The organism is Streptomyces sp. NBC_01477, from assembly GCF_036227245.1.
Taxonomy (GTDB): Bacteria; Actinomycetota; Actinomycetes; order Streptomycetales; family Streptomycetaceae; genus Actinacidiphila.
The window spans coordinates 7,066,393-7,090,595 of sequence record NZ_CP109445.1 but is presented as its reverse complement, the minus strand read 5'-3'; the positions used below and the strand labels follow the sequence as shown (position 1 = coordinate 7,090,595).

Genomic DNA, 24,203 nt, shown 5'->3' with positions numbered 1-24,203 from the left:
CGGCGCTCTCGCCGGTCCGTCAGGCATCCTTTCGCAGCGCGTCCGCCGTGGCGCGGTCGGCCGGCAGGAAGGCCTCCAGCTTCAGCTCGGCAATGGTGACGTCGGCGGCGGTGGCGAAGACCGCGACGGTGGTCATCAGCCGCAGCAGTCCGCGGCCGGCCGATTCCAGCTCCATGGGCACGGTGAACCCGAGCACCGTGTCGGCGCCCGGCACTGCCGCCTCGGGCACGTAACCGGCGAGTTCCTCGTGCAGCGCGGCGAGCCGGTCGTCCGGATTGCGCCGCAGCTCCTCGCGCAGCGCCTCGATGACATGGCGGGCCCACTGCGGGAAATTGCGGATCCGCGGCGCCATTCCTGCCGGGTGCAGCGCCAGCCGCAGGATGTTCGCCCGCGGCCCGGCCAGGGTCGGGTCCGCGCCCTCGGTCATCAGCCCGAAGGCGGAGTTGGCGCCGACCAGGTCCCCGTAGCGGTCCACGACGATCGCCGGGTAGGGCAGATGGCCGGTCAGGATGTGGTCGAGCGCTTCGAGGGCCGGGGCGAGCGCGGGGTCGGCGAGGTCGCGCTGCGGGTGCACCGGCGCGAAACCCGCGGCCAGGAGCAGCCCGTTGCGCTCCCGCAGCGGCAGCGCCAGTGAGTCGGCGATCCGGGCGACCAGCGCGCGCCCCGGGGCCGATCTGCCGTTCTCGATGAAACTGATGTGCCGCTGGGTGGTGCCCGCGCGCAGCGCCAGTTCCAGCTGGCTGAGATGACGGCGGCTGCGGCTGGCGCGCAGCGCCCGCGGGAAGGCCTGCGCGGCGGCCGGGGCGAGGGTACGAGGGGCGTCCACGGCTCAGTTCTAGCCCGCGCGCCGGGCCGCGGCCATTCCCTGCCGGGAATTGAGGGCGTGTCCGCGGCGGCCCACGATCGGCGGTATGACAAGCACGTTCACCGACAGCACCGATACCGCGGACAACGCCGCGGGCGGGACCGGCACCGTACGGATGGGTGTCTTCGTGCCCACCACGAAGGCCCAGTGGAGTGAGCACACCGGCCCGGGGGAGGCCGTCTCCTTCGGGGTGCGCGCCGAGCGCACCGGCTTCGACTCGCTGTGGGTCACCGATTCCCTGCTCACCCCGCGGCTCGAAGCGCTCACCGTGCTGGCCGCGCTCGCCGCCGTGACCGAACGCGTCACGCTGGGCACCGGCGCGCTGCTGCCCGCGCTGCGTACGCCCGTCCAGGCCGCACAGACCATCGCCTCGGTCGACCTGCTCTCCCGCGGGCGGCTCGTGCTGGGCGTCGGCGCGGGCTTCCCCGGCCGCTTCGGGCGGCCGGTCTACGCGATGGCGGGCACCCCCTGGCCGAACCGCTTCCAGCGGCTCGACGAGACCGTCGCCTTGTGGCGCCGGCTGTGGACCGGCGAGGGTCCGGTGTCCTTCCACGGCGAGGTGCTGCACTTCGACGACATCGTGCCCGCCACCAGGGCCTTCCGCCCCGGCGGCCCGCCGGTCTGGCTCGGCGGCGCGACCCCAGCCGCGCTGGCCCGCGCCGGGCGCGGCTACGACGGCTGGCTGCCGTATCCCCCGGACCCGGCCGACTACGGTGCGGGGCTCGCCGCGATCCGGGCCGCCGCGGGGGAGGCGGGCCGCGGGGACGCCCCGTTCACTCCCGCGCTCTTCGTGAACACCCTGATCACCGACGCGGCGGACGGCGGGCGCGCGGCGCTGGACGCGTACGCCTGGGCCAATTACGGGCGGCCGGTGGAGGAGATGGAGAAGATCCAGGCGAACGCGGCGGGCACACCCGAGGCGGTGGTGGAGCAGCTGGGCCGCTATGTCGGCCAGGGCGCGCGGCATCTGGTGATCCGGATCGCGGCGCCCGACATCCCGGCCCAGCTCGGCCAGCTGGACCGGCTGGTGGCGCTGCGCCCGGCGCTGAACGCCCTGCTCGCGGGGCGTACGTGAGCGGCCGAGCCCGGTAGCGTCCGGGTGGAGCGGGACCCGGCGCGGCGACGTGCGGGCGTACCCGGCGTGGCGGACAGGCGTGGCGTTGACAGCCGGGACCAGCGGAATCATGCTGAGCAAGCGCTTGGTAACCTATGACCCCGGAGGCCCCGACCATGTCCCAGCAGCCCCGCGTCTTCGCTTCGCCCGACGAACTGCGGGCCGCCGTCGGCGAGCAGCTCGGCTGGACGGACTGGCTGGAGGTCGACCAGCAGCGGATCGACAGCTTCGCCGAGGCGACCGGTGACCACCAGTGGATCCACGTCGACCCGGAGCGCGCGGCAGACGGCCCGTACGGGACGACGATCGCGCACGGCTATCTGACACTGTCGCTGATCCCGTCGCTGACTCCGACGCTCTTCCGGGTCGAGGGCGTGCGGATGGGCATCAACTACGGCGTCAACAAGGTGCGCTTCCCCTCGGCCGTCCCGGTCGGCTCCCGGCTGCGCGCGACCGCGACGGTGACCGAGCTGACCGAGGTCGGGGGCGGGGTGCAGATGGTCACCCGGGTGACTGTCGAGCGCGAGGGCGGCGACAAGCCGGTGTGCGTGGCGGAGACGGTGGTCCGGTTCTTCTTCTGACCGCGCCCGCTGCCCGGTGCTCCGACCGCCCCGCCCGGCGGCCCCGTCCCGCCTCCGAGCGCCCCGCCCGACTCTGTCCCCGCCTCCGAGCGCCCCGCCCGACTCTGTCCCCGCCTCCGAGCGCCCCGCCCGACTCTGTCCCCGCCTCCGAGCGCCCCGCCCGACTCTGTCCCCGCCTCCGAGCGGCCGACCCGAGCGCTGTCCCCGCGCCCGGCTCCGACAGTCCTCCCGCGCCTATTGCTCCGCGGCGGGCCGGCCCTCCGGGCGGACCATCCGCAGCACGAGGTCGGCGTAGAGCGCGCCGACCTCGTCGGGCGTACGCCGTCCTGCCGGGTTGAACCAGCGGGCCACGTCGATGCACAGCGACAGCACGGCGAGCGTGGTGCCGGACATCTCGGGCACGTCGAATTCGCCCGCGGCCACCCCGTCGGCGACGATCGTGCGGATCGCGTCCTCGCTCTGCCGTCGCAGGGTGACGATCTCGGCGTAATGGTCAGGGGCGAGCGCGCCGAGCTCGTACTGCACCACCCGCCCGGTGGTGTGGTGCTCCGCGTGCCAGCGGACGAAGGCCCGCACCGCCGCGGCAAGGCGGTCGGTCGCGCTGCCGCCGCCGTCCCGCGCCTCGCGCAGCATGGTGAGCGAGCGCTGGTGGCCGACCTTGCTGATCTGGTAGAGCAGCTCTTCCTTGGTCTTGTAGTGGATGTACAGCGCCGCCGGGCTCATCCCGGCCCGTCCCGCGATGTCCCGCGTGGTGGTGGCGTGGTAGCCGCGTTCGGCGAACGCCTGCACCGCGGCGATCACCAGCCGCCTGGCGGCGTCGGGAGTGATGTCCTCCCACGCCTGGCCGGTTGCAGCCTCCGCACTCATCGCACGCTCCTCTGACCCGTCTGACCCGGTCGGTTGACAGGGTCACACCCTACCTGGGCGGGTGAGCAAGCGCTTAGCGGCCGGCGGCCGGTCAGGGGCGCACGGGGTTCAGAAGGCCGACACGCCGGTGAGAGAGCGGCCGATCAGCAGTTTGTGTATCTGGCTCGTGCCTTCGTAGAGGGTCATGACGCGGGCGTCCCGCAGCAGCTTGCCGACCGGGTACTCATCGATGTAGCCGTAGCCGCCGAAGACCTGGAGCGCGTTGTTCGCGCAGCGCACCGCCGCCTCGCTCGCGTGCAGCTTGGCGACCGACGACTCGGTCGCGAAGGGCAGCCCGCGGTCGATCAGATCGGCGACCTGCCAGGTCAGCAGCCGGGCCGTGGCCACGTCCACGGCGATGTCGGCGAGCAGTTCCTGCACCAGTTGGTGCCCGGCGATCGGCGTCCCGAACTGCTCGCGCTGCCCGGCGTAGCCGACCGCCGCCTCCAGGCACGCCTGCGCGATGCCGACGCAGCCCGCCGCGACCGACATCCGGCCCTTGGCCAGCGCCGACATCGCCACCGAGAAGCCCTTGCCCTCGGGCCCGAGCAGGGTGTCCGCGGGCACGCGTACGCCGTCGAGCACGATCTCGGCCGTCGCCTGGCCGCGCAGGCCCAGCTTGCCGTGGATGGCGCGGCGGGTGAGCCCCGGCGTGTCGGTCGGCACCAGGAAGGCGCTGACGCCCCGGTGCCCGTCCGCCGCGCTGCCGGTACGGGCGAAGAGCAGGACGACGTCGGCCCAGGTCCCGTTGGTGATGAAGGTCTTGCCGCCGGTGATGACGTACGTGTCCCCCTCGCGCACCGCGCGGGTGGTCAGATTCGCCGCGTCGGAGCCGGTGCCCGGCTCGGTGAGGCCGAAGCAGCCGATCGCCTCGCCGGAGGTCAGCCGGGGCAGCCAGGCCCGCTTCTGCGGCTCGGTGCCCCAGCGCGCGACCGACTTGGCGACCAGGCCGAGCGAGACGGACACGATGCCGCGCACGGACGAGTCCGCGCGTCCCAGCTCCTCGGTGACCAGGCAGTACGCCAGGTGGTCGCCGCCGGAGCCGCCGTATTCCTCGTCGACGGTCAGGCCGAGGAAGCCGACCGCGCCGAGCTTCTTCACGATCCCGCGGTCCACGGCCTCGGCACGGTCCCACGCGGCCGCGTGCGGGGCGACCTCGCGGTCGGCGAAGTCCCTGGCCAGGGCCTTGATGTCGGACTGCTCCGCGGACAGCCCGAAACTCACTGCCATATCCGCGCTCCCCTCCGTTCCCTCCGCCTCGGTCGCACCGGTCCGCGGCGCCACCCGGTCGCACCGGGAGCCGCCGCAATTGCCGAAACTACCAGCGCTAGTTTTTGCGTCGCAGCCTCTACTATGTGCCGCATGGCCCGCCCCCGCAAGCCCCTGCTCAGCCGCGACCGCATCGTGACGGCGGCGCTCGCGCTCATCGACACCGAGGGTCTGGCGGCGCTGTCCACCCGGCGGCTGGCGGCGGAACTGGGGGTCAGCGGGCCCTCGCTCTACAACCACTTCGCCACCAAGGAGGCGATACTCGACGCGGTCGCCGACACGGTGATCGACCAGGTCGACCTGTCGATGTTCCGCGGCGGCCGGGACTGGCGCCAGGCGCTGCTCGACTGGGGCCGCTCCTATCGCGCCGCCCTCACCGCGCACCCGAACATCGTCCCCTTCCTCGCCACAGGACCCGGCCTGCGCCCGGCGGGGCTGCGGATGGCCGACGCCGTTTTCGGCGGCATGGTGGAGGCGGGCTGGCCGCCGGCCCAGGCCACCCGGATCGGCGCCCTGATGCGGTATTTCGTCACCGGGTCGGCGCTCGGCTCCTTCGCGGGCGGCTTCGTGGGCGACGCGGACGCCTACGACCCCGCCGACTACCCCCATCTGGGGCAGGCCCATCTGCTGGCCAGGCACCGGGAACGGGTCGACGAGGGCGCCTTCGAGACCGGCCTGCGGGCACTGCTCGACGGGCTGGCGCTCCAGTACGCGGACGGGTCCGCCGGCGGCGGGGGGACGGGCACGGAAGGGGCGCACGACACGGGCGCGGGGCCGGTCGGCACGGGAGCGGGCGGATCGGGCCGCGCACGCTCGGACGGGCCGCGTGGTGCGGGTGCGGGCGGGAGCGGCCGGACGGACGGCGGCGGCTGACAGGATGGCGTCATGTCGACACCGGATTCAGCACCGGCGGGCACGCAGCGGCTCGTCCAGGTCAACTACCGCAAATACGACGGAACTCTGCACTGGAATCTGCGGATGCACCGGCTCGGCGAGGACGAGCACGGGATATGGCTGGGACTTCCCGCCAACAGCGTGATGCGCAAGGGCCACAATCCCGAGGTGCCCATCCCCGAGGCCCATGTGCTGCTCTTCCCGCACGAGGCGTGGTGGACGGCGACCTTCAACGCGGCGCCGCGCAGCACCGAGGTCTATTGCGACATCACCACCCCGCCGCGCTGGCCGTCGCCCGACGAGGTCACCATGATCGACCTCGACCTCGATGTGCTGCGCAAGCGCGACGCGCCGGGGCCGATCCTGGTGGACGAGGACGAATTCGCCGAGCACCAGGTGCGTTACGGCTACCCGGCCGATGTCGTCGCCGCGGCCCAGGAGTCGGCCGACTGGCTGATGGACGCGGTGGCGTCCGCCCGCGGGCCGTTCGGCGGGGCGCACGGGACGTGGCTGGCGATGGTGGCCGGGGCGGCGGCGTAGCGTCCGGCGGGACGCCGCGGGGCGTGTGGCGGGGCTGAGCGCTCGCGATCCGGGCGGGCACGCGTTGGCCTGGCGGCGGATGGGCGCTCGGAAGCGGCTGAGCGCCCGATCCGTACGAGCCCGGGCAGGCGGGTGAGCGGTCAGAAGACGACCAGCGCTCTTCCGCCGCGGCCCGCGGTCATCGCCTCGAACGCGGCCGGGATGCCGTCGAGGCCGATGTGCTCGGTGACCATGCCGGACAGGTCGAGACGGCCCTCGCGTGCGTGCCCGGCGAGGACGGGGAGATCCTTCGCCGGGTCGCAGTTGCCGTACACGCACCCTGACAACGTCCGGGCGAAGTAGAAGAGTTCCAGCGCGGTGAAAGTGACTTTCTGGTCCTGGCCGCCGATGCCGACCACCGTCGTACGCCCGCCGCGCCGGGTGGACGACCAGGCGGTGCGGATGGTGTCGGCGCGGCCCACGCACTCGATGGCGACATCGGCGCCGTATCCGCCGGTCAGGCCGCGGATCTGCTTGGCCGTGTCCTCGCCCGCGACGACGAAGTCGGTGGCGCCCGCGGCCATGGCCAACTCCTCCTTGCCCGGGGCGACATCGACGGCGACGATCCGGTCCGCGCCTGCGATCCGCGCCGACTGCAGCACCGCGAGCCCTACGCCGCCGACGCCGTACACGGCGACGGATTCCCCGGCGCGTATGGCCGCGGCATGGTGCACGGCTCCGTAGCCGGTGAGGACCGCGCAGCCGAGCAGGGCCGCGTCGGTCAGCGGCACTCCGTCGGGCAGCGGGAGGACGGCGCGGGCGGCGACGACGGTCTCCTCGGCGAAGACGGCGGTGCCCAGGCCCGGATAGAGAGCGCTGCCGTCGGCGGCGAGGGTGGCGTACGGCGTTGCGGCAGCGGTGGCGGAATGGGCGCACAGCCAGACCTCGCCGAGCCCGCAGAAGTGGCAGTTTCCGCAGGCGGGCGCCCAGTTGAGCACCACCTTGTCGCCGGGTGCCACATGCTCGACGCCGTCGCCGACCGCGACGACCGTCCCCGCGCCCTCGTGGCCGAGCACGGCGGGGACCGGCTGGCGCAGGGTGCCGTTGGACAGCGAGAGGTCGGAGTGGCAGACGCCGGCGGCGGCGAGCCGTACCCGCACCTGGCCGGGGCCCGGGTCCGGCAGATCGATCTCGGTGACGACCAGCGGTGCGTTGACGGCTGGCAGGACGGCTGCGCGGACCACGGGGTCTCCTGATCGGTTCGGCAATGTGTCGGCGTGACGCTTTGTCGGCTTGTCACCCGTCCGGCGGTAGCGGACGGCGGCAGGCGCGGCCAGGTGGTGTCAGAACTGCAGCGACTTCGTCTGGAGGTATTCGGCGAGGCCGTGCGCGCCCAGTTCGCGGCCGACCCCGGACTGCTTGTAACCGCCGAAGGGCGCCACCGGGTTGAACCGGCCGCCGTTGATGTCCACCTGGCCGGTGTCCATCCGGCGGGCGAAGGCGACGGCGGTCTCCTCGTCCGCGCCCCAGACCGCGCCCGCGAGGCCGTAGACCGTGCCGTTGGCGATGCGCAGCGCGTCCTCCTCGTCCTCGTAGCGGATCAGGACGACGACCGGGCCGAAGATCTCCTCCTGGGCGATCGCCATACCGGGCTCGACGTCGGCGAAGACGGTGGGCCGGACGTAGTAGCCGGTGTCCAGGCCTTCGGGGGCGTCGGGGCCGCCGGCCACGATCCTGGCGCCCTCGTCCAGTCCGCGCTTGATGTAGCCGCGCACCCGGTCGCGCTGCTTGGCGTTGACGACCGGGCCGAGCCGGTCGCCCGGCACGTATTTCGCGGTGGAGGCCGCGGCAATGGCGACGGCTTCGTCGTAGCGGGCGGAGTCGACCAGCATCCGGGTCCAGGCACTGCATGTCTGGCCGGAATTGGCGAAGACGTTGGCGAGGCCGACGTTGACCGCGCGGGCCAGGTCGGCGCCCGGCAGGATCACATTGGCCGACTTGCCGCCCAGTTCGAGGGCGACGCGCTTGACCGCGGCGCCGGCCGTCGCTCCGATCTGCCGGCCGACCGCGGTGGAGCCGGTGAACGACACCAGGTCCACGCCCGGGTGTTCGACCAGCGCCTGGCCCGCGACCGGGCCGAGCCCGGTGACCAGGTTGAAGACTCCCGCGGGCAGCCCCGCCCCGGCCAGGATGCCGGCGAAGAGCTGGGCCACCAGCGGAGTGTCCTCGGCGGGCTTGAGCACCACCGTGCAGCCGGCGGCGAGCGCGGGAGCGACCTTGGCGACGATCTGGTGCAGCGGGTAATTCCACGGCGTGATCGCGCCCACCACACCGACCGGCTCCTGGAACACCCGTGAATTGCCGACCTGTTCCTCGAAGGGGTGAGCGGCGGCCATGTCCGCGTAGGAGGCCATCACGGCGGTGGGCAGGTCGGCGTGCACGGCGGCGGCGAAGGCCATCGGTGCGCCCAATTCCGCCGACACGGTGGCGGCGATCTCCTCCCTGCGGGCGGCGAGCAGGTCGCGGGCCGCCCCGAGGACCGCGGCCCGCTCGGCGGGCGGGGTCGCCGCCCAGCCGGGCAGCGCCTCGCGGGCCGCCCGCACGGCGGCGTCCACGTCCGGGGCGGTGCCGGCCGCCACGCGGCCGATGACCTGCTCGGTGGCCGGATCGACCACGTCGATCGTGCCGCCGCCGGCCGCGGCGCGCCATGCGCCGCCGATGAACACCGCGTCCTGCCCGCGGTGGACCCGTGCCGCACCGCCCGCCGAGCCCGTCCCGTCCGCCCTGTCCGTGCCGCCGCCGTCAGCCATGCCGTCCACCTGCCGCCTTCCGAGTCGCCGCTGCGTCCGACCCCCAAACTAGCGCCGATAGTTTTACGGTGCCAGGGCCTGTTCCGTGCCATCGGTCACCCGCGGGCCCTTGTGCGGGCGGCGGTCAGCCGACGACCTCCGGCGGATCCTTGTGCGGGCGGCGGCGTCAGCCGGCCGCCTCCACCTGTATCGGGAAGCCGTTGAGCACCGCGGTACCGGAGAGCGGGTCGAGACGGCTGCCGTCCAGCAGCTGGTTGACATTGGCCCCGGGCTCGCGGGAGGCGGCGGTCAGCCGGGTGCCCCCGCGGTCGTGGCCCCAGCCGTGCGGCAGGCACACCACACCGCGGCGCAGCGTGTCGGTGATCTCCACCGGTGCGGTGATCTCGCCGCCGTCGCCCTTGATCCGGGCGAGCGCGCCGTCCTCCAGCCCGAGCCGGGCGGCGTCCTCCGGATGCAGCTGGGCGGTGCACCGGTTGCTGCCGCCGGTCAGAGCCGGCACATTGTGCAGCCAGCTGTTGTTGGACCGCAGGTGGCGGCGCCCGATCAGGACCAGCGACCGCCCGTCGGCGCCGCGGGCCACCGCCGCCCGCAGCCGCGGCACATCGGCGGCGACGGGCGCCGCGGCCAGCTCGACGGTGCCGGAGGCGGTACGCAGCACCTGCGGCAGCCGGGAGCCGAGCGGCCCCAGGTCGATGCCGTGCGGGTGGTCGAGGAGCCTGGCCAGGGTGAGGCCTTCCGGCTCCGCGCCGAAGCCGTCGCCGTAGGGGCCGAGCCGCAGCATCAGGTCGAGCCGCCGCTCATAGCCGGTGCGCCCGCCGAGCAGCGCGGCCACTTCCGCGGTGTCCCTGCCGTGCACCGGGGAGTGCGAGTCGGCGGTCGCCGAGGTGAGCCTGCGCGTGATGTCCTGGCCGTCCACCAGCGCGGGGTCGGCGTCGGGCCCGCCCTGGCCGAGGACGGCGAGGATCAGCCGTGCCAGGATCTGCGGCTCGTCCAGGGCGCCGTCGGCGAGCGGCACGGCGGGCGGGCTGTAGCGGACGTTGTTGCGCACCGCGAGGGTGTTGAACGCGAAGTCGTAGTGCGCGCTCTGCGCCGGCGGGGGCGGCGGCAGGACGACATGGGCGTGCCGTGACGTCTCGTTGAGATACGGATCGACGCTGACCATGAAGTCGAGCCCGTCCAGGGCGCGGTCCAGGCGCAGGCCGTCAGGCGCGGAGAGCACCGGATTCGCGGCCACCACGACCAGCGCGCGCAGCCGGCCCTCCCCCGGTGTGTCGATCTCCTCGGCGATGGCCGCGATGGGCAGTTCGCCCTTGACCTCGGGGTGGCCGGACACCCGGCTGTGCCAGCGCCCGGTGGTGAAGCCCTTCCCGGGGCGGGGCGGCCGGGGCGCCCTGGCAGTGGCCGCGAGCGGGAACATCGCGCCGCCCGGCCGGTCCAGATTCCCGGTCAGCGCGTTGAGCACATCCACCAGCCAGCTCGCCAGGGTGCCGAATTCGACGGCCGAAGTGCCGAGCCGCCCGTACACCGCCGCCCGCTCGGCGGCGGCCAGCTCCCGGGCGAGGGTGCGGATGTCCTCGGCGGGGACGTCGCAATACGCGGCGACGGACTCGGGGGTGAAGTCCGCCGCAAGGGCGCGGACCTCGTCCAGGCCGCTGAGGTGCGGGGCCAGGTCGCCCGGGTCGGTGAGCCCTTCGGCGAACAGCACCTGCACCATGGCGAAGAGCAGCGCCGCGTCCGTGCCGGGCCGGGGCGCCAGATGGCGGTCGGCGGCCTTGGCCGTCCTGGTGCGGTTGGGGTCGATCACGATCAGCCGTCCGCCGCGCCGCCGCAGTGCCCTGAGCTTGCCGGGGAAGTCGGCCGCCGTGGCCAGACTGCCGTTGGAGACCAGCGGGTTGGCGCCGATCAGCACCAGGTGGTCGGTGCGGTCCAGGTCGGGTACCGGGATCGCGTTGGGGTCGCCGAAGAGATAGCCGCAGCTGACGTGCTTGGGCATCTGGTCCACGGTGCTGGCGGTGAAGACGCTGCGGGTGCCCAGCGCCCCGGCCAGCTGCGCCGGGTAGAGCCCGCCGGCCACCGTATGGACGTTGGGATTGCCGAGGACGACGCCGACCGCCCCGCCGCCGTACGTACCGCTGACCGCGCCGATGCCCGCCGCGACGGCCTCGAACGCCTCGGCCCAGGTGGCCTCGGCGAGTCGGCCGTCCTTGCGCACCAGCGGCCGGGTGAGCCGGTCGGGGTCGGCGTCGAGAGCGCCGAGGGAGGCGCCTTTCGGGCAGACGAAGCCGGCGCTGAAGACGTCGTCGTGGTCGCCGCGGGCGTGCGTGACGCGCCCCTGATCGATGGTCAGGACAAGGCCGCAGGTGGCCTCGCACAGTGGGCAGATGCGCAGAGCGGTACGGGTCATCGGTGACTCCCCTGGACGGCGACGGCACTGGCGCGCGTTCGTCTTCGACACTACCGATCGGTACTGACAACGACACTACCCGCCGGTACGGACAACGATCCCGGCGATGCGGGCCGACGTACCGGCGGCGTTCTTCCGCGGCGGGACCGGCGCGCCGGGCGGCTCCGGCGGGACCGGCGGGACGTCACCGGGCGACGCCTGGGACGCGGCGCCCGCCGCCGGTCAGCCGAGCACCGTCGCCAGATAGGCCAGCACCAGTTGCTTGGTCTCGGCGACGACCCGCGGGTCGCCCTCCGGGTCGGCGCGGAAGGCCAGTTGGAGCGCGGCGTCGGCGGCTTCGACGGCGACCACCAGCGCCAGCCGCAGCCGGGGGTCCGCCGGGTCGGTGGTGAGCCGGTCGCCGAGCAGCGCGGGCAGCCGCTCGGCGAGGTCGTGGTTGGTCTCGCCCGGCACTCCGAAGTCCAGCAGGGCGAAGCCGGGGGCGGTGCGCTTCATCGCGGTGTATTCGTCGACCAGCACCTCGACGGCGGTACGCCAGCCGCCGCCGGTGTCCGGCTCCGCCAGCCGCGCCGCGGTCCTGTCGAGGAAGTCGTCCAGATTGCGGTGCGCGAGCGCGTCGGCCATCGCGCGCTTGTCGGCGAAGAAGCGGTAGACCGAGCCGATCGGCACTCCGGCCCGGGCGGCGACCGCCCTGGTGCTGAGGCGTTCGTAGCCGGCCTCGTCCAGCAGCTGTGCGCAGGCGTCGAGGATCCGCTCGAGCCGTTCGGTGCTGCGCCGCTGCACGGGCGCACGGCGCAGCAGTCCGCCGTCGGTGCCCGGCACGCTCCCGGCGCCCGTCATTCGCCGTCAGCTCCCGGCGGCGAGCGCGTCGAAGAGCTTGCGCAGGTCGGTGAGCGCCTCCAGGAGCGCCGCCTGCGGGTCGGCGGCCCGGACGATCGCCATGGCGCTCTCGCTGAGGCCGCCGTAGAGCATCGAGGTCAGCGGGGCGGCGGGGCGCTCGGGGATGGCGCCTTTCCTGATTGCCCGGGCGATGCCCTTCTCGGTCAGCTCGCGGCAGTTGACGCCGAGGTCCCGCATCGCCTCCCAGCCGAGCGCACCGGGCGCGTCGAAGAGCGTGATCCGCTGCACTTCGGGGTCGAGCGAGGCCTCCAGGTAGGCCCGGCTGCCCTCGAAGACCGCTTCCCACGGATCGTCGGCGACCGCACGGTACGCCGTCGAGATCCGGGCGGCGAGGCGTTCCTGCTCCCGGGTGTAGACGGCACTGAAGAGCTGCTTCTTGCCGGCGAAGTGGTGGTAGAGCGCGCCCTTGGTGACGCCGGCCCGCTCGCAGACGGCGTCGAGCGAGGTGGCGGCGTATCCGACCGTCGCGAAGAGCGCCCGCGCGGCGGCGAGCAGGTCCTCGACGGTCGCGTCGGAGCGCTCCCGCTGCGTCGGGCGTACGCGCGCTTGCCGCCCGCCGCTGTCCGTCGCCGTATGCGCTGTCGCCACGGCCACCCTCCTGTCCGGCCGGCCGGCGGCGCCCAGACCGGCGCCGCGCTGCCCCTGTTCTCACCCATGCGCTCCCCGCCGCTCCCCACCCTAGCCAAAGCCGACACTTGACACTCACATACCTTCGGTATGTATGTTTTATACCGCCAGTATGTATCTTCGCCAAGGCAAGGACTGCCATGTCCTCACCCGCTTCCACCTCCGCCGCGCCACCCGCGGCGGAGCCGCCGTCCCCGCGCGGAACCGCCGCCCGCCCAGGTGTCGTCCTGCTGCTCAGCGCGGGGGCGACCTTCATCGCCTTCCTCGACACCACCGTCGTCAACGTCGCCTTTCCCGATCTGGCCGAGAGCTTCCCCGCCGACCGCGTCTCCGACCTGTCGTGGGTGGTCAGCAGCTACGCGGTGCTCTTCGCCGCGCTGCTGACCCCCGCCGGCCGGATCGCCGACGCCTTCGGCCGCAAGAAGCTCTTCCTGACCTCGCTCGCCGGCTTCACCGTCACCTCCGCACTGTGCGCGTGCGCGCCGAATCTGCCGTGGCTGATCACCGCCCGCGCGCTGCAGGGCGCGACCGCGGCGGGGATGATCCCGGCCGCGCTCGGCCTGCTGCTCGCCACGACCCCGCCGCAGCGCCTCCCCGCGGCAATAGGCGCCTGGGGAGCGGCAGGCTCGATGGCCACCGCCGCCGGGCCCGCGCTCGGCGGCGTGCTGGTCGACGCCTTCGGCTGGCGGGCCGTCTTCCTGATCAATGTGCCGGTCGGCGCCGCCCTGGTGCTCGCCGGGATACGCGGCCTGCCCGAGCGCACCGGGGCCCGGCGGCGACTGCCCGACCCCTTGGGCACGGTCGCGGTCACGGCGGGCATCGCCCTGCTGGTGCTGGGGCTCACCAAGGGCAGCGACTGGGGCTGGACCGAGGCGGCCACGGTGGCATGCGTGACGGTCGGTGCAGCCCTGATCGCCGTAGCACTGATGCGCTCCGCACGCCATGGGGCGCCCGCCGTCGAGACCGCCCTCTTCCGCAACCGCACCTTCGCGGTCGCCTCGGCCGCCGCCGCCTTCACCGGGGCGTCGCTCTTCGGGTGGCTGCTCAGCAGCCCGCTGTTCCTGACCGCCGTCTGGCACTACTCGGTGCTCAAAGCCGGTTTCGCCGTCACCCCCGGCGCGCTGACCTCGGCCGTCGCCGCGGTCGCGGTGGGCAAGCGGGCCAAACCGCACCAACTGCCCGCCGCGGTCGGGGCGTCCATGGCCGCCTTCGCCGCGGTGAGCGTGTGGGCCTATCTCGGCCTGGGTACGGACACCCGTTTTCTGACGCTGTGGCTGCCGATGGGCCTGATCGGCGGCGCGGCCTTCGGCGCCGCCCTGACAGCGCTGTCCACCGCGGCCGCCAGGTCGCTGTCGCCGCAGCAGTTCGCCTCCGGGGTCGGCATGACGACCACGGCCCGGCAGTTGGGCGGCTCCCTGGGAGTCGCGGCCACCGCGTCGGTGATAGCAGTGCACGGGGTCGGCGGACCGCAGGCGTATCGCGACGTGTTCCTGATCTGCGGCGCGCTGGCCGCCGTCGCCGCCCTGGTGGGCCTCGCCATGTCCCGTACCGCGGCGAAGGAGTCCTGAGATGGTCCGGGAACCGGGCGCAAGCCCGCACGCCGCTGCCGCCGACTGGGCGGCCGCCTATCCCGCGGAGGCCGCCGACCCGCACTGTCTGGGCTACGGCGAGGGCGGGGAACTCATGCGCGGCGCACCGTGGCGGCGCTTCGCGGTGGTGGGCGACAGCCTGGCCGAGGGGCTGGGCGATCCGCAGCGCGGCTACCGCACCGCGTCCTGGGCGGACAGGACCGCGGAGGCGCTGCGGGCCGTCGCTCCCGGCGCGGTCTGCACGAATCTCGGCCTGCGCGGCCTGACCACCGCCCAGGTGCGCGCGGGGCAGGCGGAGCGCGCCGCCGCCTTCGCCCCCGACCTGGTCGCGGTGGTCTGCGGGGGCAACGACCTGCTGCTGCCCGGCTTCTCCCCCGGTGTCGTCGCCCGCGAGATGGATCTGCTCTTCGGCCGGCTCGCCGCCCCCGGCACCACCCTTGTCGCCTTCGCGCTGGCGAATGCGGCCGCCGCGGTGCCCGAACTGCGCGGCGGGCCGCTGGAGGAGGGCGTCGCGCTGCTCAACGGCATCGTCCGGAAGGCCGCGGAGCGCCACGGGGCGGTGCTGGTCGAGATGTACGACCACCCCGCGGTCGGTGACCGCGACCTCTACAGCGCCGACCTCGTGCACGCCACGGCCCGCGGGCACGCGGTGATCGCCGCGACGACGATACGGGCGCTGAGCAGGGAGATCGCGGTCGTGTCCGAGAGTTGTCCACAGGCTTGAGGTGGGGGTTGCCGTCCTGATTCCTATGGTTCAGCATAGGAATCAGGACGACAACGCGGGGAGCGCACCATGGACACCAGCCAGGACGGCAGGGATCTCGACTATTCATCCGGGTTCGGAAACGAGCACAGCAGCGAGGCCGTGCCCGGCGCGCTCCCGGTCGGACGCAACGCGCCGCAGCGCGCGCCCTTCGGGCTGTACGCCGAGCAGCTGAGCGGCACCGCCTTCACAGAACCGCGCGCGCACAACCGGCGCAGCTGGCTCTACCGGATCCGCCCGTCCGCCGCACACCCCCCTTTCCACCGGATGCCGAACGGATCGCTGCGCAGCGGCCCCTTCCAGGACGTGGAGCCCGATCCCAACCGGCTGCGCTGGGGGCCCCTGCCACTGCCCGATGAGCCGACCGACTTCGTGCAGGGCCTCGTCACCGCCGGCGGCAATGGCGATGTGCTGCGCCGTGAGGGCATCGGCATCCACTGGTACGCCGCCAACCGCTCGATGCACAAGCGGGTGTTCTCCTCCTCCGACGGGGAGTTCCTGATCGTGCCGCAGCGGGGCGCGCTGCTGCTGCGCACCGAGCTGGGGCTGCTGCGTGCCGAGCCGGGCCATGTCGCGCTGATCCCGCGCGGTGTCCGCTTCCGGGTCGACCTGCCGGACGGCACCGCCCGCGGCTATGTCTGCGAGAACTACGGCAGGCCCTTCCAGCTGCCGGAGCTGGGTCCGATCGGTGCAAACGGGCTGGCGAACGCCCGGGATTTCCTGGCCCCGGTCGCCGCCTACGAGGACGGGGACGAGGAGACCGACGTCGTCAACAAATTCGGCGGCAACCTGTGGTCGGCCCGCTACGACCATTCGCCGCTCGACGTGGTCGCCTGGCACGGCAGCCATGTGCCGTATCTGTACGACCTGCGCCGCTTCAATGTGCTGGGCTCGATCAGCTACGACCACCCCGACCCGTCGATCTTCACCGTGCTGACCTCGCCGTCCGACACCCCGGGGCTCGCCGGCGCGGACTTCGTGGTGTTCGCACCCCGCTGGCTGGTCGGCGAGGACACCTTCCGGCCGCCGTACTTCCACCGCAATGTGATGTCGGAGTTCATGGGCCTGGTCGAAGGCGCCTACGACGCCAAGGCCGAGGGCTTCGTACCGGGCGGCGCCTCGCTGCACAACATGATGTCGGCCCACGGCCCCGACCGGGCCACCTTCGACCGGGCCAGCACCGCGGAGCTGATACCGCAACGGGTCGACGACGGGCTGGCGTTCATGTTCGAGACCCGCTGGCCGGTCGTGCCCACCGAATTCGCGCTGGCCGGGGGCCACCGTCAGCAGGGCTACGACACGGTGTGGGAGGGGCTCGCGAGAAACTTCCGGCCGTGACCTCCTTCGCCCCCGACTCCCTGGTGCTGAACCGCAAGCTGCCGCTGTGGTATCAGGTCTCCCAGTCGCTGCGCGCCTCGATACTCGGTCGCCGCCCGGACGACCCGCTGCGGCTGCCGACCGAGGACGACCTCGCCGGGCACTACGGCGTGAGCGTGCTCACCATGCGTCAGGCGCTCAAGGAACTGGAGGAAGAGGGTCTGATCTCCCGGCACCGCAGGCGCGGCACCTTCATAGAGCCGGCGGCGCTGCGCGGCGCACCGGTCAAGCTGCTCGGCTCGGTCGACGCGATCGTGGCCCAGCAGTCCGGCGGGCGCACCGCGGTGTTCCAGCACGGCCCCGCGCCGCTGCCGCCGGAGGTGGTCGAGCACTTCCCCGACCTGGACGAGGCGGTCGCCTACCGGCGGCTGCGCTGCGACGAGACGGGCGAACCCACCAACTGGGCGGAGAATTTCGTCCGGCCGGAACTAGCCGCCAGGATCGGCCTGGCCGACCTGGAGCGCTGGCCGATGACCAAGGTGCTGCGGGATGTGCTGGAGGTGCGGATCAGCAGGATCACCGACACCGTGGAGGCACGGCTGGCCGACCCGGAGACCGCCCGGCTGCTCCAGGTGCCGCTGCTGAGCCCGATCCTGCACTACACCGGGGTCACCTACGACGAGGCGGGGCAGGCGGTGGACGTGGTGCGGATCCACTACCGGGGCGACCGCTTCTCCTTCACCGTGACGATGGAGGCACGCTGAGTCCCGTCGGTAGCATGCGTGCAGTGAGCGACGACGACGCGCCCCTGCTGCACGACGTGATGCCGTGGTCCGTGCGCCCGCTGCGGATCGGCCGCGGCTGGCCCATGGCGCCGGACCCGGCCACGTTGCGGGACCGCTGGGCGCTGTTCACGGCGGCGCGGGGCGAGGCGGAGCGTGCCGCGCTGCTGTACCCCACCCGGGCGCGCGGCCTGCACAGCCGGGTCGCCCAACTGCCCGGCCACCGCACCCCGACGACTGCGCTGGCCGGGGAGGACGGACGCTGCCCCGAGCCGGTCATGATCCAGCACGGCGCCCACGACCGGCAGTGGCTGATACCCGATCACCGGCTGATCGACGCGGCCCGGCCGGAGTTGTGGCGGGTCCTGGACGACCGGCAGATCTTCGCGGTCGAGCGGGCGTATCTGCCGGAAGTACGCGAGCCGGCCGTGGCCTTCTCCGCCCTGCTGCCCGACGGCCGCTCCCCCGCGGGCCGCCCGGGCCGGATTCGCCCGCTGTTCCGGCAGCCGGGCGGGCTTGACCCCAACCTCGCCCCGGGTCTGGTCGGCCTGCTGTCGGAGCAACTGGCGGCCGACGTCACGGCGGAGGACGTACTGGCCTGGATCGCCGCCGCGGCAAGGCCCGCGTCCGGCGGCTGCGAAGTGCCCTTCCCCACCGACCCCGGCGACTGGCGGGCCGGTCTGGCGCTGGGCGGCCGGCTGCTGTGGCTGCACACCCGCGGCGCCCGGCTGTCGGACCCGGCCGCCGGGCGCGATCCGGCCGGGCCGCGGCTGCCCGGCGGCAGCCGCCCGTACGTCCGGGCGCCGCTGCCCGCGGCGCCGCGTCAGGAGGAGCTGGAGTACGACCCGGACGGGCGGGAGCTGCAGATCGGGGCGGGCCGGATCTCCCCGGTGTCCCCCGCCGCCTGGGACCGTACGGCCGGCGGGGTGCGGGTGCTCGACGCGTGGTGGGAGCGGCGTACGGCGCAGGGCACACCGGGTTCGCTCGAAGCGCTGCGCCCGCCTGTCTGGACCCGGTCCTGCACCTCCGACCTGCTGGAAGTGGTCAGCGTCCTGACCCTGCTCGCCGAGCTGGACGCCGAACGGGACACGCTGGCCCGCGCGTTGTCGGCGCGGCCCGGCCGTACGCTCACGGCGACGCAGATGCGTGACGCCGGCGTCCTGCCGGTGCCTGCGGCCAGGCGCAGGCCGGCGTCCGTACTCGGCCACCGTGAAGAGGGACCTGACGGGCAGTTCGCACTGGTGTGAGGTCAAGGGGGCGCGGGAGTCCACAACCGCGGGGGTCGGCCGGCGGGGAGAGGCGGGCACGACGGCAGGAAGCGGCGGGGACGGAGGCGCACCGAATTACCACGGGAGAGCGGCGCGAACGGCGGAGACCGGGAAGCTCAGTGGCGATTGCCGAAGAGCGACCTGCGCAGCCGTCGGAGCGGGGCGAAGAGCGAGACCCTGGCACCACGATTCGCCGTGGTGTGAGCGGTGTTGCGCGAGGTCAGCTCCCGCATCAGCACGGTTGCCTCCTCGGCGTCGCGCTGCGGCAGGGCCGGCCCGGCGAGTATCGCCAGGTGCCGGTCGAGACGCGCACTGGACGCACCCGTTCCCGCACTGATGGCAGGCACTCTTGGCCTGCCGTGCATCGCTATCTGTTCCATGACTCTCCCCACCCTGACGAGGGCACCCTGCCTGGGCAGGTTAACCCTATCGTCCCGCCGCGTCACGTGCGCATCCCCTGTTCGGTACGGATGCCCGATTCACCTTCGTTTCAAGGGTGTTGACACGTAAGGGCCTTCGCAGTCGAACAGTGGCAGGAACCGTACTCCTGTTCTGCGGTCGCCGGTGACAGCACGTGCCGGCCGGAAGGGTGCGCCGCAGCCGGGTGGAAAAAGACTGGGCCAAATGGGCGCGGGTGCCGGATCATGGGCACATGTCCGCGACACCCCGTGAACCGAGGAGGCAAGTGCCGCCCACCACCGGACCAGGAACAGGAACGGGCCGCGCCGCCGAGCCGGCCGCCCCGCACCGCGCCCTTCCCATCCATCTGCGGCTGGACGACAGCGACTCGCCGTCCGATGTGGTCGACGCGCTCTTCCTCGGCCGATTCACCTCGGGCGAGCACCCGTTCGCCAGGGGCGCCTCGCTGGACACCGTCAAGTCCGGGCTCACTCTGCTGCCGCCGGAGGCCGCCGTCCTGCGGCAGGCCCGCGACAAGGACCGCAGCGCCACCCTCGCCGAGGGCGACGGCTGGACGATCCTGATCTCGCGCTGGAATCGCGGCGCCGACGTCACGGTGGCGGCCGTCACCGACGAGCTCGCCGAGCAGGTGCTCAAGTCGGCCGTGGACGACGCGGAGGACGAGCCGGAGCCGGAGCCGGAAAGCGTCACCATGGGCTTCTGGTACGTCTCGCCGCGCCGCGGGCCGCACCGCACCACCCGGCAGATCTCCGCCGCCACCTGGGAGGAACTGCGCGGCAATTACACCGCGCAGGTCGCCGAGGCGATGGACGGCCTGATGAAGCTCAGCGTGGACGACGTCACCGGGCGGCTGCTGCTGCTCCACGGCCCGCCCGGCACCGGCAAGACGTCGGCGCTGCGTACGCTGGCACGTTCGTGGCGCGACTGGTGCCAGGTCGACTGCGTCCTGGACCCCGAGCGGCTGTTCAACGACGTCGGTTATCTGATGGACATAGCGATCGGCGAGGACGACGGCACGGCCGGCGGGCGCTGGCGGCTGCTGCTGCTGGAGGACTGCGACGAGCTGATCCGCGGCCAGGCCAAGCACCAGACCGGCCAGGCCCTGTCCCGGCTGCTGAATCTCACCGACGGCCTGCTCGGCCAGGGCCGCAACGTGCTGGTCGGCATCACCACCAACGAGGACCTGGAACGCCTGCACCCCGCGGTGGTCCGCCCGGGCCGCTGCCTGGCCAGGATCGAGGTCGGCCCGCTCAACCGCGACGAGGCGGTGAACTGGCTGGGCACCTCGGAGGGCATCGGCCGCGACGGAGCGACGCTGGCCGAGCTGTACGCCCTGCGCCGCGGTACGACCTCCGCACTGCCGGTCCCGGCGCAGGCCGCGGACGGGCTGTATCTGTGACGCGGCGGAATGCGCCCGGTCCCACCGGCCGGGCGGCGGGCCTGCTGTGATTCCGGCATGACGGCCGAGGGAACGCACGCGGCGGAATGCGACCGGGCGACACGCCGGGTGTGGGCGGTGCTCGGCGGGCCGCCCGCGCTGCCCGACCGGGTGCGCTACGGTCCGCCGGGCGGGCTGCCGGCCGCCGTGCCGGTGACGGCGCTGGCCCGTACGGCCACCGCGGTGTGCTCGCTCGCCGCGGCGGAGCTGCTCGCCACGCGTGGCCGCCTGCGGACCGTGCCCGCCGTACGGGTGGACGACGACGCGGTCGCCGCGGCCTTCACCAGCGAACGCCATCTGCTGGTCGACGGCCGGCCCGGCACGACCTTCGCCCCGCTGTCGCGGTTCTGGCCGGCCGCGGACGGCTGGCTGCGCACCCACGCCAACTACCCGCACCACCGCGCCCGGCTGCTGGCCGCGCTCGGCGTCACCGGCCACGGCGACAGCGACAGCGACGCGCTGGTGTCCGAGGTGGCGGCGGAGCTGGCGGCGCGCCCGGGCGAGGACACGCAGGAGGCGGTACGGGCGGCCGGCGGGCTGGCCGTCGCGGTCCGCACCGCGGCCGAGTGGGCGGCGAGCGCCCCCGGCAGGTCGGCCGCCGCCCGGCCGCTGATCGAACACCGGACGGTGGCGGACGGTCCGGTACGCGCGCTGCCGCCGGCCGGGCTGCCGGCCGAGGGGGTGCGGGTGCTCGACCTGACACGGGTGATCGCCGGGCCGGTCGCGACCCGTACGCTCGGCCTGCTCGGCGCGCAGGTGCTGCGGATCGACTCCCCCCGGCTGCCGGAGCTGTGGGACGCGCAGGCCGACACCGGTTTCGGCAAGCGCTCCGCCGCGCTGGACCTGGCGGACCGGGCCGGCCGGCGGACCTTCGAGGAGTTGCTGTCCGGCGCCGATGTGGTCGTGACCGGCTACCGGCCCGGCTCCCTCGACCGGTACGGGCTGTCCGCGCGGGCACTGCTCGACCGTCACCCCGGTCTGATCGTGGCGCAGTTGTCCGCCTGGGGCTTCGACGGGCCGTGGGCGGACCGCCGGGGTTTCGACAGCCTGGTGCAGGCCGCGAGCGGGATCGCCCTGCTCCAGGCGGACGCCGACGGCCGGCCGGGCGCGCTGCCCGGGCAGTACCTCGACCACGCCACCGGCTATCTGCTCGCCGCGGCCGTCCTGCGGGCGCTGACCGAGCGTCATCTCTCCGGCGGCGGGCGGCAGCTGCGGGCCGCCCTGGCCAGCACGGCCTGCCTGCTGCTCGACGGTCTCCCGCCCGGCACTACCCCGCCTCCCGGCCGCATCCCGGACGTCGGCCGCCGGCTCGCCGCGGCCGACTCACCTATGGGCAGGCTCCGTTACGTCCTTCCGCCGGTGGACTACGACGGCGCGCCGGCCACCTGGTCCCGTACCCCGAGCCGCCCGGCCACGGACCCGCCCCGCTGGTGAAGGCGCCCGACCGGGCGGACGACCACCACCGACGGCCACCGCCGCGGACGCCCTGTCCCGGGCGGCCGGCTCGTCACCGTCGATCCAGTTCGCCGGTACCCGCGGTGAGGACGGCCGCATCATCGGCGTCCAACGGGCCGAGGATTTTCGCGCTTCCTTGCCGGCCCGGTCAGAGGCGTGCCTCAGTTTCCGTACGCGGCGCGCAGCGCCTCCTCCACTGCGGCGCGGGCCGCCTCGCGGTCCAGGCCGAGGCGGCGGCTGCGCTCGACGTATGCCGTGGCGGCCGCGGCCACCTCGCGGGCGCGGGCGTCGGCGGCGGCCACGTAGGTGCCGTGCCGGCCGCGCGTCTCGATCACGCCGTCCCCCTCAAGTGCCCGGTAGGCCTTGGCAACGGTGTTGGCCGCGAGCCCCGACTGTTCGGCGAGGCCGCGGACGGTGGGCAGCTTGTAGCCGACCGGGAGCCGCCCGGCACGGGCCTCCTCCGCGATCTGACCGCGCAACTGTTCGTAGGGCGCGACGGCCGACCCCGCGTCGATGGTGATCTCCAGCGTCATATCGGGGATCCTGGCACAACGGGCGCCGCCAGGGGGACGGCTCGGTGCGGTCCGGCCGGGTCGTACGCGATGGGGTCGCCGCTCTCGTGCAGGTGCGTCAGGAACGGCACTCCGGCCCGGTAGGACTCCAGGCCCGCGCGGCAGTAGGCGACCATGTCGTCGGGCAGGTCGTCCAGCGGATACCAGCCCAGGTGCGAGCATTTGTCCGGCTCGCGGTTGACCGGCTCGGCGCCGGGGGCGAGCCGGGCGGTGAAGAACCAGCCGATCCTGGGCGCGCCGCCGGGGCTCCGGTGCTGGAGCACCACCGCCGCTTCGACCTCGTGCGGTGCCAGGTCGATGCCGATCTCCTCGCCCGCCTCCCGGATCATCCCGGCTCTGACGTCCTCGCCGTCCTCCAGGTGTCCCGACGGCGCGTGCAGCAGCCCGTCCGCGTATCCGGTGCCGGCCCGGCGGGCGAGCAGGACGTCCCGGCCGCGCAGCAGGATCAGATGGACATCGACGATCTCGGTGTGCCGCCGCGGTGGGGCGGGCCTGACCACGGCCGCGTACCGCTCGTCGTCGACCTCGCGGCCCCACAGCGCCGGGTCGGATCCGAGCTGGTCGATCACGGTGGACCCGCCGAGGCCCGCGGCCAGGCCGGCGAGGGTGTCGGCGGTGATGCCGACCGGGCTGACGGCGCCCCAGCGGCCCTCGATCAGCACGAGCCGCCCGCCGGGCCGCAGCAGCCCTGCCCAGTGCCGGAGCACGGCGGCCGGGTCGGGCAGCATCCACAGCACGTGCCGGACCAGCACGACGTCGAAGCGGCGGGGGCCGACCGGCGGCCGGGCCGCGTCGCCGACGACCGCCTGCGCGCCGGTGCCCGCCAGCTTCGCGCGCGCCCGCGCGATCATCTGTTCCGACAGGTCGACGGCGGTGACCCGGTGGCCGTCCCGCGCCGCGAGCAGCGCGAGGCTGCCGGTGCCGCAGCCGAGGTCGAGGACGTCGGACGGCGCGGCGGGCAGCCAGGACCGCAGCTGTATCGCCCAGGCGTCGCTGACCCGCGGGTCGCGCAGGCCGTGGTCGGGCTCGTCGTCGAATCGGTCGGCCGCGGCGTCCCAGAACTGCCGTCCGGTGGTGTCGGTGGTCATGGGATCAGCGTGCCAGCCGGCACTGACAACGGTGGTGAGCCGGCCTGTCATCGCAGGTCGGGGCGGCTACCAGCTGGGGCGGACCGGGCTGCCCGGGGCCAGTTTCACCAGCTCGTCGCGCAGCGCGAGCAGCCGGCGCTCGCCCACCATCTCCACCCATGGCCTGACCGCCTCCGCGGCGGACGCCTCCGCCGCGCGCGTGCAGCGCCGCCCGCGATCGGTGAGCAGGACGAGGCGGGCCCGCGCGTCGTCGGGGTGCGGACGGCGCTCGACGTACCCCTTGGTCTCCAGCTCGTCGACGAGCTGGCTGGCCGCCTGCCGGGTGACTCCGAGGTGCGCGGCGATCTCGGTGACGGTCGCGCCGGCCGGGGCGATCCGGGAGAAGACGAAGCCGTGCGTGGGGCGCAGATCGTCGTAGCCGTGGGCCACCACACCGGTGTGTATGTCCTGGACGAGGGACCCCGTCGCGCTGAGGAGTGCGGCGGTCAGGCTCATCGCATCGGAATTCTTCACCGGAGCAGCTTGACACAGTGGGCAAGCTGCTTGAATATATAGGAAAGCAGCTTGAGCAAGTTGCTTGAGTAAGTTCCTTGCCCATCGGGTGGACGGCCGTCCTGTCCGA

Annotated in this window: 23 protein-coding genes; 11 read left to right on the top strand and 12 right to left on the bottom strand. The window is 73.7% G+C overall.

The genetic code is table 11. From position 1 onward, the window contains the following. Nucleotides 1-19: 19 nt before the first annotated feature. Nucleotides 20-826, bottom strand: a complete 807-nt coding sequence (locus tag OHA86_RS30165; protein WP_329180303.1) for a helix-turn-helix transcriptional regulator — start codon at nt 824-826, stop codon at nt 20-22. Nucleotides 827-911: 85 nt separating this feature from the next. Between OHA86_RS30165 and OHA86_RS30160 the strand changes: the two genes are divergently transcribed. Then, nucleotides 912-1,940, top strand: a complete 1,029-nt coding sequence (locus OHA86_RS30160) for an LLM class flavin-dependent oxidoreductase (protein WP_329180302.1) — start codon at nt 912-914, stop codon at nt 1,938-1,940. Nucleotides 1,941-2,095: 155 nt separating this feature from the next. Next, entirely contained in the window at nt 2,096-2,560 is a 465-nt protein-coding gene (locus OHA86_RS30155) for a MaoC family dehydratase (protein WP_329180301.1), read from the top strand. A gap of 234 nt (nt 2,561-2,794) precedes the next feature. On the opposite strand, the gene OHA86_RS30150 is transcribed toward OHA86_RS30155, so the two are convergent. Beyond that, a complete protein-coding gene (locus tag OHA86_RS30150; RefSeq protein WP_329180298.1) occupies nt 2,795-3,427 on the bottom strand; it encodes a TetR/AcrR family transcriptional regulator in 633 nt (210 codons plus the stop codon). Nucleotides 3,428-3,535: 108 nt separating this feature from the next. Continuing rightward, a complete protein-coding gene (locus OHA86_RS30145; protein ID WP_443071918.1) occupies nt 3,536-4,696 on the bottom strand; it encodes an acyl-CoA dehydrogenase family protein in 1,161 nt (386 codons plus the stop codon). Nucleotides 4,697-4,828: 132 nt separating this feature from the next. Between OHA86_RS30145 and OHA86_RS30140 the strand changes: the two genes are divergently transcribed. After that, nucleotides 4,829-5,608 carry a TetR/AcrR family transcriptional regulator gene (locus OHA86_RS30140; RefSeq protein ID WP_329180297.1) on the top strand — a complete coding sequence of 260 codons (780 nt, stop codon included), beginning with the start codon at nt 4,829-4,831 and terminating at the stop codon, nt 5,606-5,608. A gap of 12 nt (nt 5,609-5,620) precedes the next feature. Beyond that, nucleotides 5,621-6,169 carry a DUF402 domain-containing protein gene (locus OHA86_RS30135; protein WP_329180295.1) on the top strand — a complete coding sequence of 183 codons (549 nt, stop codon included), beginning with the start codon at nt 5,621-5,623 and terminating at the stop codon, nt 6,167-6,169. Nucleotides 6,170-6,309: 140 nt separating this feature from the next. On the opposite strand, the gene OHA86_RS30130 is transcribed toward OHA86_RS30135, so the two are convergent. The 5 genes from OHA86_RS30130 to OHA86_RS30110 all read right to left on the bottom strand — a co-directional run bounded on the left by OHA86_RS30130 (nt 6,310) and on the right by OHA86_RS30110 (nt 12,850). After that, complete coding sequence (locus OHA86_RS30130; RefSeq protein ID WP_329180293.1) at nt 6,310-7,392, bottom strand: zinc-binding dehydrogenase; 1,083 nt, start codon at nt 7,390-7,392, stop codon at nt 6,310-6,312. A gap of 99 nt (nt 7,393-7,491) precedes the next feature. Next, nucleotides 7,492-8,874 carry an aldehyde dehydrogenase family protein gene (locus tag OHA86_RS30125; RefSeq protein WP_329182612.1) on the bottom strand — a complete coding sequence of 461 codons (1,383 nt, stop codon included), beginning with the start codon at nt 8,872-8,874 and terminating at the stop codon, nt 7,492-7,494. A 250-nt stretch (nt 8,875-9,124) separates the two neighbouring features. Then, nucleotides 9,125-11,362, bottom strand: coding sequence for a molybdopterin-dependent oxidoreductase (locus OHA86_RS30120; protein ID WP_329180290.1), 2,238 nt, complete (start codon nt 11,360-11,362; stop codon nt 9,125-9,127). A 222-nt stretch (nt 11,363-11,584) separates the two neighbouring features. Continuing rightward, entirely contained in the window at nt 11,585-12,202 is a 618-nt protein-coding gene (locus tag OHA86_RS30115) for a TetR/AcrR family transcriptional regulator (protein WP_329180289.1), read from the bottom strand. 6 nt (nt 12,203-12,208) lie between these two features. Beyond that, entirely contained in the window at nt 12,209-12,850 is a 642-nt protein-coding gene (locus tag OHA86_RS30110; RefSeq protein ID WP_329180288.1) for a TetR/AcrR family transcriptional regulator, read from the bottom strand. 179 nt (nt 12,851-13,029) lie between these two features. Here OHA86_RS30110 and OHA86_RS30105 point away from each other — a divergent pair, with 179 nt between their 5' ends. The 5 genes from OHA86_RS30105 (at nt 13,030) to OHA86_RS30085 (ending at nt 18,587) form a co-directional block, all read left to right on the top strand. After that, complete coding sequence (locus OHA86_RS30105; protein WP_329180287.1) at nt 13,030-14,457, top strand: DHA2 family efflux MFS transporter permease subunit; 1,428 nt, start codon at nt 13,030-13,032, stop codon at nt 14,455-14,457. Between the two features lies 1 nt (nt 14,458). Further along, complete coding sequence (locus OHA86_RS30100) at nt 14,459-15,202, top strand: SGNH/GDSL hydrolase family protein (RefSeq protein WP_329180285.1); 744 nt, start codon at nt 14,459-14,461, stop codon at nt 15,200-15,202. A 69-nt stretch (nt 15,203-15,271) separates the two neighbouring features. Continuing rightward, the gene (gene hmgA / locus OHA86_RS30095; protein ID WP_329180284.1) at nt 15,272-16,579 is read left to right on the top strand and encodes a homogentisate 1,2-dioxygenase; all 1,308 of its coding nucleotides are present in this window, start codon (nt 15,272-15,274) and stop codon (nt 16,577-16,579) included. After that, a complete protein-coding gene (locus tag OHA86_RS30090) occupies nt 16,576-17,322 on the top strand; it encodes a GntR family transcriptional regulator (RefSeq protein ID WP_329180283.1) in 747 nt (248 codons plus the stop codon). Before hmgA ends, OHA86_RS30090 begins: the two co-directional genes overlap by 4 nt. 14 nt (nt 17,323-17,336) lie before the next feature. After that, entirely contained in the window at nt 17,337-18,587 is a 1,251-nt protein-coding gene (locus OHA86_RS30085) for a type ISP restriction/modification enzyme (protein WP_329180281.1), read from the top strand. Between the two features lie 137 nt (nt 18,588-18,724). On the opposite strand, the gene OHA86_RS30080 is transcribed toward OHA86_RS30085, so the two are convergent. Continuing rightward, nucleotides 18,725-18,988: a hypothetical protein gene (locus tag OHA86_RS30080; RefSeq protein WP_329180279.1), complete on the bottom strand. Its 264-nt coding sequence runs from the start codon at nt 18,986-18,988 to the stop codon at nt 18,725-18,727. A gap of 272 nt (nt 18,989-19,260) precedes the next feature. On the opposite strand from OHA86_RS30080, the gene OHA86_RS30075 reads away from it, so the two are divergent. Further along, on the top strand, nt 19,261-20,427 hold the full coding sequence (locus OHA86_RS30075; protein ID WP_443071917.1) for a DUF5925 domain-containing protein: 1,167 nt from the start codon (nt 19,261-19,263) through the stop codon (nt 20,425-20,427). A gap of 57 nt (nt 20,428-20,484) precedes the next feature. Further along, nucleotides 20,485-21,900 carry a CoA transferase gene (locus tag OHA86_RS30070; RefSeq protein ID WP_329180275.1) on the top strand — a complete coding sequence of 472 codons (1,416 nt, stop codon included), beginning with the start codon at nt 20,485-20,487 and terminating at the stop codon, nt 21,898-21,900. A 182-nt stretch (nt 21,901-22,082) separates the two neighbouring features. Here OHA86_RS30070 and OHA86_RS30065 read toward each other — a convergent pair whose 3' ends face one another. The 3 genes from OHA86_RS30065 to OHA86_RS30055 form a co-directional block, all read right to left on the bottom strand. Then, nucleotides 22,083-22,454, bottom strand: coding sequence for a GntR family transcriptional regulator (locus tag OHA86_RS30065; RefSeq protein ID WP_329180273.1), 372 nt, complete (start codon nt 22,452-22,454; stop codon nt 22,083-22,085). Next, the gene (locus OHA86_RS30060; RefSeq protein WP_329180271.1) at nt 22,451-23,581 is read right to left on the bottom strand and encodes a methyltransferase domain-containing protein; all 1,131 of its coding nucleotides are present in this window, start codon (nt 23,579-23,581) and stop codon (nt 22,451-22,453) included. Before OHA86_RS30060 ends, OHA86_RS30065 begins: the two co-directional genes overlap by 4 nt. Nucleotides 23,582-23,647: 66 nt before the next feature. Further along, a complete protein-coding gene (locus OHA86_RS30055; RefSeq protein ID WP_329180268.1) occupies nt 23,648-24,094 on the bottom strand; it encodes a MarR family winged helix-turn-helix transcriptional regulator in 447 nt (148 codons plus the stop codon). Nucleotides 24,095-24,203: the final 109 nt, after the last annotated feature.

Excerpts from the sequence above, each read along its gene's own strand:
- OHA86_RS30160 (WP_329180302.1), top strand. The coding sequence starts at position 912 with ATGACAAGCACGTTCACCGACAGCACCGATACCGCGGACAACGCCGCG.
- OHA86_RS30155 (WP_329180301.1), top strand. The coding sequence starts at position 2,096 with ATGTCCCAGCAGCCCCGCGTCTTCGCTTCGCCCGACGAACTGCGGGCC.
- OHA86_RS30150 (WP_329180298.1), bottom strand. The coding sequence starts at position 3,427 with ATGAGTGCGGAGGCTGCAACCGGCCAGGCGTGGGAGGACATCACTCCC.
- OHA86_RS30145 (WP_443071918.1), bottom strand. The coding sequence starts at position 4,696 with ATGGCAGTGAGTTTCGGGCTGTCCGCGGAGCAGTCCGACATCAAGGCC.
- OHA86_RS30140 (WP_329180297.1), top strand. The coding sequence starts at position 4,829 with ATGGCCCGCCCCCGCAAGCCCCTGCTCAGCCGCGACCGCATCGTGACG.
- OHA86_RS30135 (WP_329180295.1), top strand. The coding sequence starts at position 5,621 with ATGTCGACACCGGATTCAGCACCGGCGGGCACGCAGCGGCTCGTCCAG.
- OHA86_RS30120 (WP_329180290.1), bottom strand. The coding sequence starts at position 11,362 with ATGACCCGTACCGCTCTGCGCATCTGCCCACTGTGCGAGGCCACCTGC.
- OHA86_RS30115 (WP_329180289.1), bottom strand. The coding sequence starts at position 12,202 with ATGACGGGCGCCGGGAGCGTGCCGGGCACCGACGGCGGACTGCTGCGC.
- OHA86_RS30105 (WP_329180287.1), top strand. The coding sequence starts at position 13,030 with ATGTCCTCACCCGCTTCCACCTCCGCCGCGCCACCCGCGGCGGAGCCG.
- OHA86_RS30100 (WP_329180285.1), top strand. The coding sequence starts at position 14,459 with ATGGTCCGGGAACCGGGCGCAAGCCCGCACGCCGCTGCCGCCGACTGG.
- hmgA (WP_329180284.1), top strand. The coding sequence starts at position 15,272 with ATGGACACCAGCCAGGACGGCAGGGATCTCGACTATTCATCCGGGTTC.
- OHA86_RS30085 (WP_329180281.1), top strand. The coding sequence starts at position 17,337 with ATGCGTGCAGTGAGCGACGACGACGCGCCCCTGCTGCACGACGTGATG.
- OHA86_RS30080 (WP_329180279.1), bottom strand. The coding sequence starts at position 18,988 with ATGGAACAGATAGCGATGCACGGCAGGCCAAGAGTGCCTGCCATCAGT.
- OHA86_RS30075 (WP_443071917.1), top strand. The coding sequence starts at position 19,261 with ATGTCCGCGACACCCCGTGAACCGAGGAGGCAAGTGCCGCCCACCACC.
- OHA86_RS30070 (WP_329180275.1), top strand. The coding sequence starts at position 20,485 with ATGACGGCCGAGGGAACGCACGCGGCGGAATGCGACCGGGCGACACGC.
- OHA86_RS30065 (WP_329180273.1), bottom strand. The coding sequence starts at position 22,454 with ATGACGCTGGAGATCACCATCGACGCGGGGTCGGCCGTCGCGCCCTAC.
- OHA86_RS30060 (WP_329180271.1), bottom strand. The coding sequence starts at position 23,581 with ATGACCACCGACACCACCGGACGGCAGTTCTGGGACGCCGCGGCCGAC.